Annotated in this window: 18 protein-coding genes and 1 riboswitch; of the genes, 13 read left to right on the top strand and 5 right to left on the bottom strand. The window is 36.9% G+C overall.

Features of this window, described 5'->3' with window-relative positions:
• Positions 1-278 precede the first annotated feature (278 nt).
• The 3 genes from MHB65_RS21415 (at position 279) to MHB65_RS21405 (ending at position 4,124) form a co-directional block, all read left to right on the top strand.
• The gene (locus MHB65_RS21415; RefSeq protein WP_342441650.1) at positions 279-1,010 is read left to right on the top strand and encodes a class I SAM-dependent methyltransferase; all 732 of its coding nucleotides are present in this window, start codon (positions 279-281) and stop codon (positions 1,008-1,010) included.
• A 278-nt stretch (positions 1,011-1,288) separates the two neighbouring features.
• A complete protein-coding gene (locus tag MHB65_RS21410) occupies positions 1,289-2,626 on the top strand; it encodes a trypsin-like peptidase domain-containing protein (protein ID WP_342441649.1) in 1,338 nt (445 codons plus the stop codon).
• Between the two features lie 301 nt (positions 2,627-2,927).
• Positions 2,928-4,124 (top strand): MFS transporter, encoded by a 1,197-nt coding sequence (locus MHB65_RS21405; protein ID WP_205445695.1) that lies wholly within the window; start codon positions 2,928-2,930, stop codon positions 4,122-4,124.
• Between the two features lie 70 nt (positions 4,125-4,194).
• Here MHB65_RS21405 and MHB65_RS21400 read toward each other — a convergent pair whose 3' ends face one another.
• Entirely contained in the window at positions 4,195-4,398 is a 204-nt protein-coding gene (locus MHB65_RS21400; protein ID WP_004225662.1) for an alpha/beta-type small acid-soluble spore protein, read from the bottom strand.
• Between the two features lie 186 nt (positions 4,399-4,584).
• Here MHB65_RS21400 and MHB65_RS21395 point away from each other — a divergent pair, with 186 nt between their 5' ends.
• From MHB65_RS21395 to MHB65_RS21370, 6 genes are all read left to right on the top strand, one after another.
• The gene (locus MHB65_RS21395) at positions 4,585-5,079 is read left to right on the top strand and encodes a DUF1456 family protein (protein ID WP_342441648.1); all 495 of its coding nucleotides are present in this window, start codon (positions 4,585-4,587) and stop codon (positions 5,077-5,079) included.
• A gap of 141 nt (positions 5,080-5,220) precedes the next feature.
• Positions 5,221-5,415 (top strand): hypothetical protein, encoded by a 195-nt coding sequence (locus tag MHB65_RS21390; RefSeq protein WP_004225659.1) that lies wholly within the window; start codon positions 5,221-5,223, stop codon positions 5,413-5,415.
• Between the two features lie 221 nt (positions 5,416-5,636).
• Positions 5,637-5,722: riboswitch (cyclic di-GMP riboswitch) on the top strand.
• 109 nt (positions 5,723-5,831) lie between these two features.
• Entirely contained in the window at positions 5,832-7,583 is a 1,752-nt protein-coding gene (locus tag MHB65_RS21385) for a HAMP domain-containing methyl-accepting chemotaxis protein (RefSeq protein WP_205445692.1), read from the top strand.
• Entirely contained in the window at positions 7,573-8,325 is a 753-nt protein-coding gene (locus MHB65_RS21380) for a 3-oxoacyl-ACP reductase family protein (protein ID WP_342441647.1), read from the top strand. Before MHB65_RS21385 ends, MHB65_RS21380 begins: the two co-directional genes overlap by 11 nt.
• Positions 8,326-8,346: 21 nt before the next feature.
• Entirely contained in the window at positions 8,347-9,837 is a 1,491-nt protein-coding gene (locus MHB65_RS21375; RefSeq protein ID WP_342441646.1) for a sodium:solute symporter family protein, read from the top strand.
• Between the two features lie 137 nt (positions 9,838-9,974).
• The gene (locus tag MHB65_RS21370; protein ID WP_342441645.1) at positions 9,975-10,646 is read left to right on the top strand and encodes a hypothetical protein; all 672 of its coding nucleotides are present in this window, start codon (positions 9,975-9,977) and stop codon (positions 10,644-10,646) included.
• A 56-nt stretch (positions 10,647-10,702) separates the two neighbouring features.
• Here MHB65_RS21370 and MHB65_RS21365 read toward each other — a convergent pair whose 3' ends face one another.
• Both MHB65_RS21365 and MHB65_RS21360 read right to left on the bottom strand, forming a co-directional pair.
• Complete coding sequence (locus tag MHB65_RS21365; RefSeq protein ID WP_342441644.1) at positions 10,703-11,521, bottom strand: methyl-accepting chemotaxis protein; 819 nt, start codon at positions 11,519-11,521, stop codon at positions 10,703-10,705.
• Between the two features lie 420 nt (positions 11,522-11,941).
• Positions 11,942-12,937, bottom strand: coding sequence for a M23 family metallopeptidase (locus MHB65_RS21360; protein ID WP_342441643.1), 996 nt, complete (start codon positions 12,935-12,937; stop codon positions 11,942-11,944).
• 158 nt (positions 12,938-13,095) lie between these two features.
• Here MHB65_RS21360 and MHB65_RS21355 point away from each other — a divergent pair, with 158 nt between their 5' ends.
• The 3 genes from MHB65_RS21355 to MHB65_RS21345 all read left to right on the top strand — a co-directional run bounded on the left by MHB65_RS21355 (position 13,096) and on the right by MHB65_RS21345 (position 17,958).
• Positions 13,096-15,045: a PrkA family serine protein kinase gene (locus tag MHB65_RS21355; protein ID WP_279381307.1), complete on the top strand. Its 1,950-nt coding sequence runs from the start codon at positions 13,096-13,098 to the stop codon at positions 15,043-15,045.
• 307 nt (positions 15,046-15,352) lie between these two features.
• Positions 15,353-16,510 carry a sporulation protein YhbH gene (gene yhbH / locus MHB65_RS21350; protein WP_205445682.1) on the top strand — a complete coding sequence of 386 codons (1,158 nt, stop codon included), beginning with the start codon at positions 15,353-15,355 and terminating at the stop codon, positions 16,508-16,510.
• Positions 16,511-16,554: 44 nt separating this feature from the next.
• Positions 16,555-17,958, top strand: a complete 1,404-nt coding sequence (locus MHB65_RS21345) for a SpoVR family protein (RefSeq protein WP_342441642.1) — start codon at positions 16,555-16,557, stop codon at positions 17,956-17,958.
• Between the two features lie 885 nt (positions 17,959-18,843).
• Here the strand turns inward: MHB65_RS21345 and MHB65_RS21340 are convergent.
• Entirely contained in the window at positions 18,844-19,257 is a 414-nt protein-coding gene (locus MHB65_RS21340) for a hypothetical protein (RefSeq protein WP_205445679.1), read from the bottom strand.
• 196 nt (positions 19,258-19,453) lie between these two features.
• Between MHB65_RS21340 and MHB65_RS21335 the strand changes: the two genes are divergently transcribed.
• Complete coding sequence (locus MHB65_RS21335; RefSeq protein WP_342441641.1) at positions 19,454-20,329, top strand: radical SAM/SPASM domain-containing protein; 876 nt, start codon at positions 19,454-19,456, stop codon at positions 20,327-20,329.
• A 40-nt stretch (positions 20,330-20,369) separates the two neighbouring features.
• Here the strand turns inward: MHB65_RS21335 and MHB65_RS21330 are convergent, their stop codons facing one another.
• On the bottom strand, positions 20,370-20,759 hold the full coding sequence (locus MHB65_RS21330) for a helix-turn-helix transcriptional regulator (protein WP_004225641.1): 390 nt from the start codon (positions 20,757-20,759) through the stop codon (positions 20,370-20,372).
• Between the last annotated feature and the right edge of the window lie 108 nt (positions 20,760-20,867).

Raw genomic sequence — 20,867 nt, 5'->3', positions numbered from 1 at the left:
AATAATTAAATTGGACGTAGAGGGTGTAAAGAAAAGTACTTAAACTCCTCCGAACTTAATCATCTTTCATTTTCTGTGATGTAGCGTTGGTTTTTAAGCTACTTGGATGGCTAAAGAGGCAGTTTAGTTCAATAGGAGTCGTTTATAGTGACAATTTTTTATAATAAGTAAAAAAATTTTTTATTGTAAATTATAGGTAAATTTGATAAAATACATTAATTTGTGTATTTGGCGATGGATCGCACGAAATCGCAAATTTTATGGGGGGAGACGTTTCGTTGGAATTTAAGGGATTTAGCGTTTACGATCAAACGAACTTTTTAAAAAATTACATGACTAGAAGAAACAGAAAAGATAGTCCGAATAATGCCATTGAAGGTCCGATTATCTATGAATTAATTGGGAGCTTTCAAGATAGTAGTATTTTAGATTTAGGGTGTGGAGATGCATCGTTTGGTAAAGAACTCTTACATTTAGGAGCAAAAAAATACACAGGAGTAGAAGGTTCAGAACAAATGGTTGAAGTGGCGCGCTCTAACATACTTGGGCAAAATGGAGAAATACACCTAGAAACAATGGAGTCCTATAATTATCCAATAGAGGCATTTGATCTTGTAACGTCTCGATTTGCTATTCATTATGTTTCAGACATTGACCGCCTGTTTCAAAATGTTCATAAAACACTTAAAGAAAACGGAAGATTTGCTTTTAGTATCCAACATCCACTTACAACTTCGTCTTTTGCTAGTAAGCAATCAGGGGATAAACGTGGCAATTGGATTGTCGATGACTATTTCTGTGAGGGGGAAAGAAAAGAGCCTTGGATTGACCAAATAGTGGTGAAGTATCATCGTACAATCGAACATTATTTTATAGCACTTAAACAAGCTGGTTTTTCAGTTCTAGATTTACGTGAAGGTACACCAAAGCGTGAACATTTTAGTAGTGAAGATGAATTTATTAGAAGACAACGAATTCCGATTTTACTGGCTTTTTCTTGTGTGAAGTAAATAAATTTCCTAATATTGATTCTTGAACTAATAGGGGCTTTAGTCGAATAACGATCTTCCACAATAGGGCGCGTTTGTTGAACAACATAGCTGGTAAATGATCAAACTTTTTTTCAAAAATCTCATACTTATAATCAATCTTTACTCCAAAGCTACGTCCAATTCTTTATAGAGTTGGGCTTTTTTGTTTGCAACGAATAGAGGATTTAGAGAAACATCAGAGAATTGTATATAAGTACCATTATATGTAATGACGTGCTTATAGGAGTTGTATGAAGATGATTGTGACAACTAGACCGTTAAAAATTAAATATAAAAAATCAGTAAATACTTTTCAGGAGTTTATGCAAATTAATCACAACAAACATTCCCTTACGAAGGAAGTTGTTTTTCTACGATATATAGGTATACCTGATTCTGTAGATTTTTATAAAGAAGATATTCTAAAAATGGAGGAGTATTTCTCCAAGCAAAACGTATTTTATTTACGACTACATAAGCTTGAGATCATCCGCAATAAGGAAGATGTAGATAGATTGTCGGAAAGTTGGAGAACGTGGCAGACCGCTGCTGACAACACGCAATTACTGTATAAGCTACCTATGTGCAGTAAATTAGCGAGCGATCAACTTGAATGGACAAAAAAGCTAAGCTTTAAACAGATGATTCAACTATTTAAAGAAAATCAGCCTTATCCTAATGAAACGTTGTTAAAAAATTTTGCAGTTAAATTTTTATACTGGATGGATTATTATTTACCACAAATTTTTTCTGAGGAAAATCAAACGTCCCAAAAAATTGTTTTTATAGGTGACATCACGCAGCATGAATTATTGTTTTTATATTTCTTATCGACACTGGGGTGCGATATTTGTTACATGAATCCTAAAGGAGATATGGCCAATTTGTACCCTATTATAGAAACGTCATCTACCTTACATATGTGTCGTCATTTCTATGAAAAAGAAATACCATTGCCTACTAAAAGTACTACAAGACAATTGAACATTCCGGCTCAAAATACGAATACGACAGAGGAGTGGAGCTATGAGCAATTAGCTTCCTTAGCCACATCTGTTGTGATGATTAAGACATTCGGAGAGGATGACAAGGTTTTATGCTTTGGCTCTGGTGTCGTTCTCCATCAAGCGGGTTATATATTGACGAACTTGCATGTTGTGGGCGGTGGAAAATATTATTCTGTGCTATATGAAAATGATACCAACGAGTATATTACCCATCAATTTGTGAAATATCATGATATGCATGATTTGGCTATTTTAAAGGTAGACAGAATAAGCCATCCTTTACCTGTTAAAATGGATGGACAATTAGTTCGAGGGCAAAAAATTGTGGCGATTGGCAGTCCTTTAGGATTGTTTAATTCGGTTTCTGATGGGATTGTTTCCGGCTTTCGTGATATACGACAAATGTCTATGATTCAATTTACGGCTGCTATTTCAAACGGCAGTTCGGGTGGTGCTTTATTGGATATGCATGGTCGATTGGTCGGATTGATTACAGCAGGCTTCGATGATGGTCAAAACCTTAATTTGGCTGTACCTGCCTATTTAATTTATCAGTTTGCTCAAAACTTTATAGAAATAGCGACTTAAATTTCCACTATTCAACCATTGCTTTTTCATTCGAAATCTTATAGAATGTAGAACGGTATAAATGAACGATATAAAAATCCTTTAATACGGTCCAGAGAGGCTGAAAAGGGCTATGTGATATTTTTAAGCTAATATCTTTGCTTTGTCATGCCCTTTTGTCCTCTGTGACGGAAGGGCTTTATTTTGTTCCATACCCCTCTTTTAAAGGAAGTCCCGTGAGGCTTCAAAAGAGAATGGACAAGACAGCTATAATCCATTCACTAAAAGAGATCGACAACTAGAAAATTGGAGGCTAGAAAGAATGGATTATCGTAAAAAAACCGTGGTCGCTTCAGTGGCTGGGTTAACGCTAGAAGGAATGGACATTATGTTTATTTCTTTTGCTATGACAATGATTATTGCAGAATTTAATATTGACCTTGCAACAGGTGGATTGATTTCATCCATCACGAATATTGGGATGCTACTGGGTGGTATTGTTTTCGGAGTGTTAGCAGATAAATATGGTCGAGTAAAAGTGTTTACGTATACGATTATTTTATTTGCCATCGGAACGGCCTTAACAGGAGTAGCAACAAGTATTGAACAAGTTTATGTGTATAGATTTATTGCTGGCTTAGGTGCAGGTGGGGAATACGGTATTGGTATGGCGCTTGTGGCAGAGGCTTGGCCAAAAAATAAACAAGGCAGAGCATCCTCCTACGTCAGTGTAGGTGCACAATATGGAGTAATTTTAGCAGCTTTGTTAAGTGCTATTATTTTACCAACATTAGGATGGCGAGCATTATTCTTTGTAGGATTACTACCAGTCATTTTCGCCTTTATCGTACGTAAAAATATTGATGAATCACCAGAATGGTTAGCAGCGCAGAAAAAACAAAAAAATAAGCAAGAGAACGGGAAATTGACACAGTTATTTGCTTCACCACGTATCACCATGACAACACTCTCTCTGATTCTAATGGCTACTGTTCAAATTGCAGGCTATAATGGTCTGATGATTTGGCTACCATCGATGTTACAGAAATCGCAAGGTTTATCGGTCTCAAGCTCAGCATTGTGGACAATTAGTACCGCAGTCGGCATGATCATCGGAATGCTGACGTTTGGTAGATTTATGGATCGTTTTGGTGCAAAGCGAACATTCGGTATCTTTTTATTAGCCTCTGCATGTGCTGTATTCCTTTACTCATTTGCAACAGGTGCAGTAGCGATATTAGTAGGCGGTGCGGTTGTAGGATTCTTCTCTAATGGCATGTTTGCAGGATATGGTGCATTAATTAGTAGCTTCTATCCAGTACAAATTCGCAGTACAGCAACAAACACCATTTTTAACTTTGGTCGAGCTATAGGTGGATTTTCACCAATCTTTGTCGGCTATATTTTACAAAGCTACGATATGACTGTCGTTATGATTTACTTAGCAGCACTGTATTGTATTTCCTTTATCATCATGCTAACGCTTAAGAGCTCAGGTAAGGAATTGCAAACAGCATAATTTTTTAGAGCACGAAAGAACGAATTCCATTTCTTCAAATGGCATTCGTTCTTTTCTTATTAGTATTTAATTATAATAAACCCTTTGAACGTTTTTCAGCGATTTCAACAAGGCGTTTTGTAATCTCTCCTCCAACGGAACCATTTGCGCGAGAAGATGCTTCTGGCCCAAGCTGAACGCCAAACTCTTGTGCAATTTCATATTTCATTTGATTGACAGCTTCATGTACACCCGGTACTAGAAGTTTATTTGAACTGCGGTTATTATTAGCCATTGTTCTCACCTCCTTGACCTTAGAATGGTTGTGATTAAACTTTTCATACATTTAAAAAGTAGGAAATGCACACGCTAATTGCTAACAACAACAACTTGTGGAAAGCTAGTAATAATCAGCAAACTCTCTGTTATAATTAAGCCTGGCTCTTTACTATATAAGGTTAATTAAAGGAGGAATAACATAATGACGAATAACGATATCTTAATTCGTTTACGCTATGCGTTCGATATAAAAAATGTAGATATGGTAGAAATTTTCAAACTAGGTGGCATGGATTATACAAAGGAAGAAGTATTAAATATGCTGATTAAGATTAATGATGAGGAAGAAGCGCCGGAAGAATACATCAAATGTAATAACAAAATGTTAGAGGCTTTTTTAAATGGATTAATTACTTTTAAACGTGGGCCTCAAAAACCAAAGGAAGGACAGACAGAGGGGCCGCTACCTTTGTCTGGTAAAGAAAGCCCAAATAATATGCTATTAAAGAAAGTGAAAATTGCTTTAGCTTTAACAACTGAGGAGATGCTTGAGCTTTTATACGATGGCGGCATAAAAGTTACAAAAGGTGAATTAGGTGCTATTTTAAGAAATCCAAGTCATCGTAATTATAAAGAGTGCGGCGATTCATTCGTACGAAATTTTTTAAGAGGCTTAACATATAAATATAGAGCGTAACGCACGAAGGATATCAATCATAAAGTGCCATTTTTTTCTTTGAAACTCGTTGACATTTTGTGACGAAATTGTGTACAATAAAATTATCACAAAATGTTCACAAAAAAGATGAAAAATGTTCACAAACAAAGGGGTGCTTGTATGATTTATTTTGACATCTTATTAGTAGCTATTGCATGTATTACAATGCCTTTTATTGTTGCAGTTATGTTAGATATTTTTTATGCGGAGCGAAAAAAAGTACGCTTTTCATTACGTCGTACTTCAGTATGGTATATCGCTATGTTTGCATTATCCTTTATACCATCCGTATTACTTGTCACACAAAATGTATAATTTATTCAAACACTTAGGGGTAAGTGAAATGAAAATAGACAGTTACAACGTTAATTGAGGTTGTAGCTGTTTTTATTTTGTTCAATAAGATGAATAAAAACTTCTTAATGATGTATTTTCAAACACAAAAATAATTGTTATTGATGGATAAGATAGTATAAAATATGTATATTTTAAATGGCGAGCATTGACTACTTTTACCTATTGTGTTAATTTTGGTATGGAAATATAGGCAAATTTACTGAAAAGTAGAGACGCAAAGCTACAGGTCTAAGGCAATAAATGCTATGACGGCTGGGTTGCAAAAGAGTGCTAGTTGTATCATTCCAATTCTAGTTTTTGTTCTTTTATGCCTATTTCTTTTGAAATAGGCTATTTTTTTTTTGTAAGAAAAATTCAAAAGGGGAAAAGGGGTAATGAAGTTGTTAAAAAACACATCATTAAAAAACAAGCTTTTACTAACAGTCTCTATCGTTGTTTTACTGCTTATCGCCATTATTACAACGCAAAGTATTAGTGAATTGAATAATCGGATGAATGTGGATTTGGAGCAGGAATTAAAAAGTGTTGGCTTATTAACAGCTATGAATTTAGACAGTGATGAAGTGAAAGACTTGCTGTCCGAAAAAGGGGAAACAAACGCAAAGTTTACAAAAATCCAAAAGCAACTTGATATGATTCAAGAACAGCAAGGTATTATGAGCTGGAGTTATATTTGGGATGTAAAGGATGAGGGTGGTGTCAACCCCATTGGCTATACCTCTAATCTAAATGAAGTATACGAAGCTGGTGAAATTTTTACTGAATTAGCGGATGAACATGTAGAAACAGCAAAATTAGCTATTGAAAATAACAGTACGGAAGTAACAGATATTTTCGAAGATCCTTTTGGCTCTTGGAGAACTGTTTTTAGTCCCATTAAAGATGATAGTGGACAACTGATTGCCCTATTAGGGATTGATTACTCCGCTGATTATATCAATACGATTATTAAAACAAGTGTAATCAAACAAATTGTCATTGCCATTATCGGCATTTTAATTTTATTAGTTTTAGTTTACATAATTATAGATCGACTTTTAAAACCACTGAAAAAAGTGGTGAATGTTGCCAATCAAGTGGCAAATGGTGAATTAATAGATGTTGACTTAGAGACATCAAAGGATGAAATTGGAAAATTATCTGAATCCATTCGGACAATGGTGGCTAATTTGCAACATATTATTTTAAACATACGAAATACATCCAATCATGTGTCTTCAGCAGCTAATCAGCTCACTGTACATGCTGGTGAAACCTATAGCAGCTCCACAAATATTGCATTAGATATGAATCAAATTACGCAAAATGCTGAGGCCTCGATGACCATGACCGAGGAAACAGCCGCTGCTATGGAGGAAACAGCAACAGGTATTCAGCAAATTGCGGATTCTGCAAACACTGCTGCGGAATCGTCTATCTCAGCATCACAGGCTTCTGAGCGAGGCAATGAAGTTGTACAACAGGTTATTGCACAAATGGAATTAATTAATGATTCTGTTGAACAAATAGGGACAACCATTAATGGACTACATGTTAATACTAAAAAAATAAGTGAAATTGTTAGCTTAATTACTGCTATTGCCGATCAAACAAATCTATTAGCATTAAATGCTGCCATTGAAGCAGCACGAGCAGGTGAGCATGGTAAAGGCTTTGCCGTTGTTGCGGATGAGGTGAGACGCTTAGCTGAACAATCCTCTCAATCAGCAACAGAAATTTACAATCTAATTAGTTCTATTCAATCTGATTCAAACGCTTCTATTACGGTCATGGAGAAGGGCAAAGAGGATGTTAAGGTAGGGATGGCATTTACGACTGAAGTAGGAGAAATCTTTAAAGAAATTCTTACTTCCTCAGAAGAAGTGGCTAGCCAAATACGTGAAATTTCTGCAGCCTCACAACAAATTTCCGCATCCTCAGAGGAAGTGGCGGCATCTGTTAATAATATTAAACAATCTGCAGAGCAGTCAGCGGAATTCTCTTCGAATGTATCGAAATCTACACAAGAGCAATTATCTACCATGCAGGAAGTAAAGGATGCCTCTTCGTCACTGGGCAAAACAGCAGAAGAACTGCAAGGTCTTGTGGCAAAATTCAAATTGGAGAATGATCATAATGGACATTAATTTTACAGGAAAAAATGTTTTAATTACAGGCTCTAGTAAAGGAATCGGCAAAGCCATTGCATTAGGATTTGCGCAACATGGAGCGAATATTTTAATCAATTATATAGGGAATGAGCAAGAGGCAGAAGCGGTTCGTAAAGAAGCAGAAAAGCTTGGTGTAAAAGCTTTAACATTCTATGCCGATGTTTCTAATTCACAGGAAGTAAAAGCGATGTATCAATTTATGGACGAGCAGTTTGGAGATATTGATATTCTTGTGAATAATGCAGGCTTTGCACAGGGTTCAAGCATTACAGATTTAACGGACGAGCAGTGGGATCGCATGATTAAAGTTCATTTATATGGTTGCTTCTACAATTGTCGTGAAGCAGCTAAAAGAATGAAAGAACGTAATAGAGGAAAAATCATAAATATTTCATCTGATATTGGTAGCTTAGGTTGTGAGGAATTCTCACATTATTCAGCTGCGAAGGGTGCTATTAATGCTTTTACCAAGTCTTTAGCAAGAGAATTAGCACCTTCGATACTTGTCAATGCAGTTGCCCCTAGTGGAACATTTACGGACATTTTAAAAGAATTTGGCGATAACTATGTGGAGGAAGAATCAGCAAAATATCCATTAAAACGTTTAGCGCAACCAGAAGAGATTGCGAAAAGTGTTTTATTTTTAGCCTCTCATCATGCTGACTTCTATACAGGTCAAGTTTTAACGCCTAATGGTGGAGTCGTGATGAACGGATAATGGAAAACTAAGGAGTAAACAATGTTAAATATTATTATCTTTTGCTTATACTTATTATTTATCTATTACATTGGCTATAAAGGCTATAAGCGTGTCAACACAGCTGAGGATTTAATTGTTGCTGGCTGGAGCATGCCTTTATCCGTTGTAACGGGTAGTTTAGTCGCTGCCCTACTAGCTGCCCCATTCTTTTTTGCAGCAGTAGGTTCAGGTTATACAAGCGGTGGCTTTGAAGGATCGGCAACAATGGGTGGTTTAGGGACTTGTATGATTCTTGGAGCACTCATTTGGACAAAACCATTACGACGTTTGAAGGGCTGGACTTTAGCAGATTACTACGGTTTACGCTATGGCAGCAAAAAGCTAGGAGCCTATACAGGAGTCGTTATGGCAATTGCTTTTGGTGTTTTTAATGCAGCGGCGTTAACAGTTGGCGGTACCTATATTATTCAGCAATTGTTGCAAATTGATTTTATTCCTGCGGCACTTCTATTTGTATCGCTAACGGCTATTTATTCAGTTATTGGTGGTTTATGGGCAGTTGCCTATACTGAAATCGTGCAAGGTGCGCTTGCAGTAGCCGGTATTTTGGGTATTACCATTTTTATTTTGTTTTACTATCCAGACGTTACATTTAATCCTGATTGGTGGAATATCGGTACATTATTTGAGAAGGCAGGAGCAGAGTTTTGGACTTTATATCTTGTACTAGCACTTGGAGATATCCCTGCAGTTGATCTTGGGCAGAGGGTAGCTGCAGCGAAAAGTCCACGAGTGGCACAGCGCAGTATGATTATTGCTGGTATTATTGTCATTGCAATTAGCTGGATTCCAGGGATGCTAGGGGAAGCCTTCAAGTCAATTTATCCTGAAAGCTCTAACCCAGAAACATTGATGCTTACCTTTGCACAAGGTTATTTTCCGCCCTTATTAGCAGCTATTTTCTTAACAGCCATGGCAGCCATGGGGATGTCTACAGTAGCTGCATGTTATGTAGCGACTTCGGGGATTGTGACAAAGAATATCTATTTAGATTTTATTAATCGTAACCCTGATCCTAAGAAGCTATTAAGATTTTCACGATCTATTATTCTAGCTAGTGCTTTATTAGGTTTAGTGCTAGCTGTAAGCTTTCAAAAAGTCATTGATTTAGCTTATTTAGCATGGGATATTATTTTCGTGACAATATTCTGGCCAATCGTTTTAGGACCATTTTGGAAACGTGTGAGTACACCGGCAGTTTGGGCAAGTATTTCTGTTGGCTTAGTTTATTACATTGTAACATCACTAACATTCGTACCTAGTCTGACAATCCAATCAGAAGGCTTCATAGGTCTATTAAATGAATTATGGCAGGCTCCTGTATTTTCAGGTGTTGTGATAACGGGTATCACGATTGTCGTGGTGAGCTTACTAGTACCACCATCTGAGCATGTTCTTGAGATGCACAAAATAGAAAAAGATAAAACATTAGACGACGTAAGTAGTAAAGAAGAGTTAATGGGTCGTTAAAAATGAAAGCACGGGTTCATTGAAAAGTTCAATGGATTCGTGTTTTTTATTAGAATGAAAAGCTAGAATCAAGAATACTATTGCTAGTACATCAACTGAATTTTTCTAGTGAGTATCTTGATAAAGGCGGGATTTGGATGAAAAATATTTTCTTCATTTTATTAGGGATTGTCTATCTTTTTCTAGCAAATGCCATTGGATTAGTCATTATTAAGCAGCTATTTTTTTTAATTGGGCTAGCTTTAGTCGGTATAGGTAGTATTCGTTATTTAAAAGAGCGTTATATTGCTGCACAAACTTTGGCAGCCATGACAGAAGCTAGTGAGGAGGAGATAATGGCTATTCCTCATACCCAATGTACACTTTCAGGTGATGCGTTGAATGCCTTATTGTTAAATGAACAGACAAACACGCTTATTTTCGCACGTAGAGAAGCTTTAGACGAAGAACTGAAAATAATAGAGATTCCGTTTAACAAAATATATGAAGTGGCCATCATGGAAGATGAGGTGTTTATGGTTAGAACAAAGAATCACCTAATGAGTGGGTCCTTACTTGCAGAGGCGGATGAAGTAGAAGAAGAGGTAGAAGAAGATACAATCTCACAGCTATCGTTAAAGCTAGTAGTAGATCATTTATCAGAGCCTATTCAAGAATATATGTTTATGGATAATAGTGAAGAGCCCATCTCGAAAGAGGAAGATGACTATAAAGAAGCCATGGAGCTTTGTGAGAAATGGTTTCAAAAGATAAGTGTCATTATTAAACGTCATGAATTGGAACGCGTTCCGATAAGTCATTGGCAATAATAGAAAAGGCTATCTCAAAATAGAGAAATTTGAGATAGCCTTTGTTGTGTAGTTGATTAAATCTTAAATTGCTGTAGCTGCGTATTTAATTCCTCGGCCATGCCAGCAAGCTGATTTGCACTTCTAGCGATTTCATCCATTGTAGCGGCCGTTTCCTCTACAGTCGCTGTTGTTTGCTCAACACCAGCAGCAGATTCTTGCGAAATAGAGGCCATATCATCAATAGAAGCATTAATGGTTTCAGAATTTTGAGCAAGCTGATTTAAATTCGTTGATATGGTTGTAATATTATCGATCATATCCTCAACAGCATCAGAAATTTTTTCAAATGTTTCATTTGTTTGATCGAGCTGGGTTGTTCCTTTTTTTACTTCCTCATAGCCAGTTTGGAGGGCAGATGTAACATTGCCCGTCTCACCTTGAATACGATGGACAATTGTTGCAATATCCGTGACAGAGAACTGTACTTGTTCAGCAAGCTTTCGGACTTCATCTGCTACAACAGCAAAGCCCTTGCCATGCTCACCTGCTCGTGCTGCTTCAATTGCTGCATTTAATGCAAGTAAATTTGTTTGGTTTGAAATATCATCGATAACAGACACAAGCTTGGAAATTTCAGCAGATTGCTCATTTAAATTTTCCACCTTTTTCACAGAGTCTAATACAATTTCATTTATTGTAGCCATTTGTTTGGTAGATTGCACCATTAAGCTTTTTCCGGAAACCGTTAAATTTTGAACATGACTAGAATGTTTGCTTAACTCAATGCCCTCTTGTGTAGTTTCATGAATGCTACGCTTGAATGCTGTCATTGTCTCTGCCAAATCACCTGTTGTGGAGGCTTGTGTTTCTGTACCTGATGCAAGCTCTTGCATCGTTACTGTAATTTGCTCAGTACCTGCTTGTACTTCATTCCATACTTGTATTGGAATTGTAAGTGTAGGTTGTAAAGCTAACTACTAAAACTAACAAAAGAATAAATGCACTTAAAATTCGAGCTTTAAGTGTTTTAAACTTGATAATGCCCTTCATTTTCCCATCCCTTTACTATCTCATTGAGAAATTTTTTCAAACACAAATACTATTTTATAACTATTTATGCATATTAATAAGCCTTTCGATAGAAATATTTAAAAATAGTTTTTTAGTACAATGATATAATTGTTTTCCTTTTATTAATAGTTAAATATATATAGATGTTTAATAACAAATTCATGTATTTATGTAGAATTTCCTATGTGGAAAGAAAATGCACCTGAAGCAACATGCTTCAAGTGCCATAAGTAAAAAATTATCTACTGTTTTTGTTTTTTTGCTTGCCGCTCCCATTGTAGTAAGGAAGGATAAGGATCGAAAGCCCATTCGGTTCTTCCGTTAAATTTATAAATCCCATAATGAAGGTGTGGAGGGAATTTACCAGATGTACCTTCTTTTCCGTATCCAGAGCTTCCCACATAGCCAAGAACAGTACCAGGTTTTACAATTGTACCGACTTCAATTTCCTTATGATAGCTACCGAGGTGGGCATAATAGTGGTAGGAATTATGATTGTCGCGAATACCAATACGCCAGCCACCAAATTGATTCCATCCTTTTACCTCGACAATTCCATAAGAGGTTGATAACACTGGCGTTCCATAGCTTGCAAAAATATCAGTTCCCTCATGAATTCGGCGACCACCCCAACCTCGATTGGCGCCCCATGTGCCCTTGTAACTGTAATCAGAGCGAATATTTAGTGGGAAAGTATGTGCGTCAAGTTCAATTGTTTTAAAATGTCTGTACAATGTGGAGATGGTAAATATTTGATTGACCGCTTCTTCGCTCCCATAATATTCCCATAATGCTAATTTAAAATCTTCATCAGTCGTTCCAAATTTTCCTAAATAACTAGCCATCGAAAAAATGACATCCTCATCATCCTTTGGACTAGCGAGCCCATCGTGATTACCATCAAGGCCCATTCCTCCGAAATAGCTAATTGTCTCAGGAGAAGTGTCTTCTTTTACAGGATTTAAAGCGCCTGACCAGTATTCATCAGAAAATTGGATAGCCAAATAGCCTTCTCGTTTAGGGATGTCTTTACGGACAGATTGTAAATTTCTTTCATACTGATCGATAGCAGCCAAAAAGTTCCAAGGAATGAGTAATTCATCGAATTGTACATAATAGGACATACGCTGCTGTAAAATTTCTTCTTCTGTTAGATCCTCCTTTGCCAAAGAGGCAGTAGGGTACAGCATTATCCCTAAAAATAAAAATGTGAAAAGAAATGTAAAATGGCGATGCAATGATGGACCTCCTTTCTAACGTTAGAATAACCGAAATTTTTATCTTCATTCAGTAAGGTTCTATGTATTAAAACAGTTGATATATCCGCAATCTTTTTGCCAAAAAAAATAGAAATAATAAGAAGAAACTTCATCAAAGAAAAAGTAATGGTATCATCATGCCATTAACTTCATACTATGTTATAAATCAAGCCCTGAATGGAGGGAAGGCTATTAACATTTTAGATAAAGTGAAAAACTATCGCGAAGAAGAAAACAGGCTGAAGTGGGAAGGAACATTTGCAGATTATTTAAACATCATTAGGGAAAGACCTGAAGTTGCTCAAACAGCCCATTCACGCGTCTACAATATGATAAAAAGTTCTGGTGTAGAGGAACGCGATGGGCAAAAAATGTACAAATTTTTCGGACAAGAAATTTTTGGGCTTGAAACAGCAATTGAAAGACTGGTGGAGGAATATTTCCATCCAGCAGCGCGCAGGTTAGATGTTAGAAAACGTATTTTATTATTAATGGGACCAGTTAGTGGTGGTAAATCAACAATCGTTACCTTACTGAAACGTGGATTAGAACAATATTCGCGAACAGATGAGGGTGCAGTTTACGCAATTAAGGGATGTCCAATGCATGAAGATCCACTCCATTTAATTCCACATCATTTGCGTAATGAGTTTTTTGAGGAATATGGTATTAGAATTGAAGGAAGTTTATCGCCTTTAAATACAATGCGTCTTGAAAAGGAATACGATGGGCGCATTGAAAATGTGATGATTGAACGTATTACGTTTTCAGAAGACAAACGTGTTGGTATTGGGACATTTACACCATCAGATCCTAAATCGCAGGATATCGCTGATTTAACAGGAAGTATTGATTTTTCCACAATAGGTGAATTTGGTTCAGAGTCTGATCCTCGTGCTTACCGCTTTGATGGGGAACTGAATAAGGCCAATAGAGGAATGATGGAATTCCAGGAGATGTTGAAGCTTGATGAAAAATTCTTATGGAATTTATTATCTTTAACACAGGAAGGGAATTTTAAAGCGGGAAGGTTCGCTTTAATTAGTGCAGATGAGTTAATTGTTGCCCATACAAACGAAACTGAATATAGATCATTTATTTCGAATAAAAAGAACGAGGCATTACATTCTCGAATTATCGTTATGCCCATTCCCTACAACCTAAAAGTTAGCCAGGAAGAGCATATTTATGAAAAGATGATAAATGAGAGTGATATGGCCCATGTCCATATTGCACCGCATGCTTTAAAGGCCGCAGCAATCTTTTCGGTTCTCACTCGATTGGAAGTACCGAAAAAACAAGGTGTGGATCTGATTAAAAAAATGCGCTTGTACGACGGAGAAAATGTGGAGGGATTTAATTCCGTTGACTTAGAGGAGCTGAAAAAAGAGTTCCCAAATGAAGGCATGAACGGTATTGATCCACGCTATATTATTAACCGTATTTCTTCTGCTATTATTCGCAAAGAGATACCATCAATAAATGCATTAGATGTTTTACGAGCATTGAAGGATGGATTGGATCAGCATGCGTCTATTTCTCAAGAGGATCGTGAAAAATACATGAATTACATTGCGGTTGCTCGTAAGGAATATGATGAAATTGCTAAGAATGAAGTACAGAAGGCTTTTGTGTACTCATATGAAGAATCGGCAAAAACATTAATGAACAACTACCTTGATAATGTAGAGGCATTTTGTAATAAAAATAAAATTTACGATCCTCTGACTGGGGAAGAAATGAACCCAGACGAAAAATTAATGCGCTCGATTGAGGAGCAAATTGGCATTTCAGAAAATGCTAAAAAGGCATTCCGTGAAGAGATTCTCATTCGAATTTCTGCCTATGCACGAAAAGGTAAACGTTTTGACTATAATTCTCATGAAAGATTGCGAGAAGCTATTCAAAAGAAATTATTTGCAGATTTAAAAGATATTGTGAAAATTACAACTTCTTCTAAAATGCCAGATAAATCGCAACTGAAGAAAATTAATGAGGTCGTTGCAAGGCTTGTTGATGAACATGGCTATAATACAACATCGGCAAATGAGTTGCTACAATATGTAGGAAGTTTACTCAATCGATAGCTTGATGTTGATTGTTCCAAGTCAGTTAGGAGTGTCCCATTTTAGGGCACTCCTTTTACTATCAGGATGAGAGATTTAACTTGATTCAGCAGAAAATATCCACCTCTATAGGTGGTGAGATAAAAGCCCCAGCGGATGTCATAGATATTGAAGCGGAGCTTTTCGAGCAAGCTCGAAAAAAATCTGGACGCAATTACGCTGAGGCGTGATTAATAGGTGCACAATTGATTTTATGAAAAAAGTTCAAAAATTTGGCTCACAAGCATAGTATAGAAAAAGCGAATTTGATAGATGGGTGAGGATAAAAATGACTGAACACGAAAATAAACGCTTTGTCATTTCTCAGGAAAATTGGTCCCTCCATCGTAAAGGGCACCAGGACCAGGAACGCCATATGGAAAAAGTAAAAGATGCGATTAAAAATAATTTACCAGATTTAGTTAGTGAAGAAAGTATTGTGATGTCCAATGGTCGCGAGGTTATTAAAATACCAATTCGGTCACTTGATGAATATAAAATTCGATATAACTATGATAATTCTAAGCATGTTGGGCAAGGACAAGGGGATAGTAGTGTCGGGGATGTAGTAGCCCGGGATGGCAGTAAAGCCAATCAGGCTCAAGGCCAAGGAAAAGAAGCAGGTGACAAGCCTGGCCAAGATTACTATGAAGCGGAAGTCAGTATTGAGGAAATCCAAAATGTCTTATTCCATGAACTTGAGTTACCTAATTTACAGCAAAAAGAAAAGGCAGATATTAAAACAGAAAAAATAGAGTTTAATGATATTCGAAAAAAAGGGCTAATGGGTAATGTTGATAAAAAGCGAACGATTTTAAATGCATTAAAGCGCAATGCAATGCATGGGAAAGCGGAAATTACGCCTATCCACAATGACGATTTACGTTTTAAAACGTGGGATGAAGTGGAGAAACCAGAATCCAAAGCCGTAGTACTCGCCATGATGGATACAAGTGGCTCGATGGGAGCTTTTGAGAAATATTGTGCACGAAGCTTCTTCTTTTGGATGACGAAGTTTTTACGATCAAAATATGAAACCGTAGAGATTGAATTTATTGCCCATCATACAGAGGCAAAGGTTGTCACTGAAGAGGAATTTTTTACAAAGGGAGAGAGTGGGGGAACTATTTGTTCTTCAGCTTATAAAAAGGCATTGGAGTTAATTCAGGATAAATATCATCCGTCTCGCTACAATATCTACCCTGTCCATTTCTCAGATGGTGAAAATATTTCGATGGATAATGAAAAGTGCTTGAAACTGGTAGGAGAGTTAATGGATGTATCCAGCATGTTTGGCTATGGTGAGGTGAATCAACATAACCGTTTCTCAACGCTTATGTATACGTATAAAAAAATTGATGATCCTAAATTCAGATACCATATTTTGAGAAAAAAAGGCGATGTATATGATGCCTTAAAGAGCTTTTTCAAAAAAAATGAAGAATAACATGGATGTTTGCACAGTACGACGTTCAAAGGAGGGGGCGTAAAATGGACACAAAAGAGCTTCAACGAGCAATAGATGAAATTACCGAAATTGCCTCAAGCTTTGGCTTAGATTTCTATCCAATGCGTTATGAAATTTGTCCAGCAGATATTATTTATACATTTGGCGCCTATGGTATGCCTACGCGTTTTTCCCATTGGAGCTTCGGGAAACAATTTCATAAAATGAAGCTTCAATATGATTTAGGACTTAGCCAGATTTATGAGCTTGTGATCAATTCAAATCCTTGCTATGCGTTTTTACTCGATACCAATACATTAACCCAAAATAAACTGATTATTGCTCATGTTTTAGCACACTGTGATTTCTTTAAAAATAATGTGCGTTTTTCCAATACAAGAAGAGATATGGTAGAGAGTATGACCGCAACTGCCGAGCGAATAGCTGGTTATGAAAGAGAATACGGCAAGGATGAGGTTGAGCAGTTTTTAGATGCAGTTTTAGCTATTCAGGAACATATTGATTCATCTATTTTACGACCGAAGCTAACCTGGAGTGAGGACGATGATCTTGAAGAGGAAAAATCTCCAACGAAATCACCATATGATGATTTGTGGAGTATAGAAGAAAAAGAAAAAGTTTATAAACCAATTAGACGAAGATTAAAGCAATTTCCGCCAAAGCCAGAAAAAGATTTGTTGCTATTCTTGGAGGAGTATAGCCGTGAATTGGAGGACTGGCAACGAGATATTTTAACAATGATGCGGGAGGAAATGCTTTATTTTTGGCCTCAATTAGAAACAAAAATAATGAATGAGGGCTGGGCGTCCTTCTGGCATCAACGCATCATGCGGGAGTTAAAACTAACCACTGCTGAGACAATTGAATATGCCAAATTAAATGCAGGGGTTGTGCAGCCATCCAAAACATCGATTAATCCATATTACCTTGGAATAAAAATTTTCGAGGATATTGAAAATCGCTATAATAATCCTACAGAGGAAATGAAGCGGCTAGGTGTACAGCCAAATACGGGGCGTGAAAAGATCTTTGAGGTAAGAGAAATAGAATCGGATATTTCCTTTATTCGAAACTATTTATCAAAGGATTTAGCGAAGCGTGAAGATTTGTATTTGTTCCAAAAGAAAGGTAATGAGTATCGTATAACGGATAAGGATCATGAGATGGTTCGAGATCAGCTTGTATCCATGCGTGTAAACGGGGGCTTCCCATATATTGTAGTGAAAAATGGTGATTATTTGCGTAATGGTGAGCTCTATTTAGTACATGGTTACGAAGGGATGGAGTTAGATCCTCGCTATTTAGAAAATGTATTGCCTTATATTTATCAGCTATGGGGACGGCCCGTTCATTTAGAAACCTATGTGGATAAAAAGCCGATGCTTTATTCATATGACGGCACTAAAAACTATAAACGCAATGTATGACAAAAAAACTTCTATCTGTTGACGGTATCATCAAACAGATAGAAGTTTTTTTCATAGTGTTGAAAAAATGGGAGTTAAGTAGTCTTCCACTCCAATCCACAATGTAACAAAGGTTTTCAAATAAAGTGAAGCTGTTCCTACTCATTTTATGGAGGGGTATTGTCATTCATCACTTCTCCACATTAAAAATAAGAGCCTATCCTTTCACTAATTATACAAATAATGAGCTATGTTGATCGCTACGGCTAGTATGAAAGATAAGGAATGGACACTTTTGTAGAACGGGAAACAATAACTCGCCTTGTCAAAAGGTCTTTTTCTGCTAGTGACATGATCTTTTTTCAACCAATCTCTTAGTGTTGAAAAACAAAACAATCAATTGAAAGGTAGAAATGGATTTCCGTTGCAGGCTACTTGCTTTCCTGTGGGCGAGCGCCGAATCGCTTCCTCCGCTACCGCTCCGTGCAGGGCTTCGCCTGTCTCGCTATCCCACGGGAGTCAAGTAGCCTTCCACTTCAACCCACTGACTTTTTAGCAAAGATTTTCAAATAAAGGGAAGGTGTTCACTACTCTTTATGAAGAGGTGTTGTCACTACACATTGAAAATAAGAGCCTATCTAATTATACAAATCATGTGCTATTTTGATCGCTACGGCTAGTATGAAAGATAAGAAAAAGACACTTTTGCACATGGTTGATTGGAGTGGAGCCAGCGTCACTCCAAGGGGATTTAGCGTCACAGAGGAGACCCTGGAGCGAATGCTAGTGAGTGAAGCGGCTCATCGGACGCCCCCTGGAAAGGACGCTGGCGGAATGGAAATCAACCCCTCACCTTGCCAAGTTGCTTTTTCTGCCGTTGACATCATCTTTTTTCAACAACATGATCTACTCATTTTCTTCAGTTAATACATCAGTTTCTTCATTACTTTCACTATGATTAGAGGATGAATGTATATCACTTTCAATGACTAGGCTATCCCGTACTTTTATGCCTTGTTGGCCACCAGCCTCATCATTATGATTACCAGCAATACCGCTTCTTCCATTACCGTCAGCAAATTGCGAATTGACATTTCGTGTATGACTACCGTTACTAGCATTTTGTCCACCTTGGTTAGCATTTGTGCCTACATCATGATTGATTTGACCTCCGCCTTCCGCTCGTTGCTCAAAGTGGAAATCGGTGTTTCCTATATTGAATGTAAAATTAATCGTTATATGATTTTTCCCTTGCTTGTTAGAGGATTCCTGCTCAGGTTCGTCAGGTCCATAAAATTTTTTAGAATTAAAACCAGACATCGTTTCTCCTCCCTTCGTTTCATCTTACTATTAAGATATTAGCGCTTCATGAACCCACTTGTACGTGTAGCCATGTTACCTAGAGAAAAGGTAGGACTGCCCAGATGAAAGCTCAACGATTTTTGCTATCTATCCAATAAATTTGTTAGAATGAATGAGATTTGATTATTTAGTGAATGGGAACGGAGAAGCAACATTGAGAACATTTAAAAAGGTTTATATAGAAATAACGAGTGTTTGTAATTTAGCCTGTAGTTTTTGCCCACCTACAGCTCGTGCAAAGGGGCTTATAAAAGTCGAACAATTTAATAAAATATTAGATGAAATTCGTCCACATACAAAATATATTTATTTGCATGTAAAAGGAGAGCCATTACTACATCCAAGAATCGATCAGCTATTAGATGCTGCCCATGCAAAAGGGTTTAAAGTCAATATTACAACGAATGGTACGCTAATAAAAAAGAATCGTGAGAAAATATTAGGAAAACCAGCATTACGTCAAATTAATTTCTCGTTGCATAGCTTTGATGGGCATGAGGGCTCTGAAAACCGTGAAAAATATTTAGGGGATATCTTGAACTTTGTGCGAGAATCAAGGGAGTACAATACGATTATTTCCTATCGTTTATGGAATCTACAACAGGATCATGTTTCGGATGTTGCAGCACGTCGTAACCGTGAGACTTTAGAAATATTAGAAAATGAGTATAATCTTGATTACCGCATAGAAGAAAAAGTAGAGCCTGGGAAAGGAGTAAAAATTGCCCCTCATGTTTATTTAAATCAGGATCATGAATTTAGATGGCCAAGTCTCCTAGAGCCAGAGGATGAAGGGAAGGGTTTCTGTCATGCTCTGCGTAGCCAAGCGGCTATACTTGTGGATGGAACCGTTGTGCCTTGTTGCTTGGATGGGGAAGGTGTCATTAATTTAGGAAATGTACACGATAAACCCTTCTCAGAAATTGTAGAAGGGGAACGTGCCAATAAGATTGTAGAGGGCTTTTCACGAAGAGAAGCTGTTGAAGAACTATGTAGAAAATGTGGCTATCGTCAAAAGTTTGGTATGTAGCTACTAAAAGTTAATTTTAATAAAGAAACAGCTCCAATTGTCATTGACCGTTGGAGCTGTTTTTCTTCGATTGAGAATCAATTGTATCTAAAAAATCTTTCGTAATACGAACTACATATTTTACCTCGTCTAAATTTCGTTCTCTTAGTAATGAGCGATGAATGTCTAGCATGAGGTTTTTTTCCTCAATATCAGTAACGCCAGATAGTTTTTGAAAATTAAATAGCTCCTCAGGGGTAATGTCTAATGCCTTCATGATTGTTTCCAAAGTACTTAAGGTAATATTAGATTGTCCATGTTCAATATTAGAAACTCTTCCTTTACTGAAACCTAACTTCCCTGTCCGTTCAGCCACTTCTTCCTGGCTAAGTCCTTTGGATAATCGAATAATCCGAAGTTGTTCACCTACTAGCTTTAAAAAATCTGACATATGATTCACCTCTATGTTAAAAGCTAGTGAAAAACAAGGGAAATGACTATACTATTATAGTGGTATAATGGAGAAAAAGTTCCGTTAAAATGGTACAATTATTAGAGT

The sequence above is a fragment of the Lysinibacillus sp. FSL K6-0075 genome (assembly GCF_038592945.1).
In the GTDB taxonomy this organism is placed as follows: Bacteria; Bacillota; Bacilli; order Bacillales_A; family Planococcaceae; genus Lysinibacillus; species Lysinibacillus fusiformis_F.
This window is presented reverse-complemented; position numbering and strand designations above follow the sequence as displayed.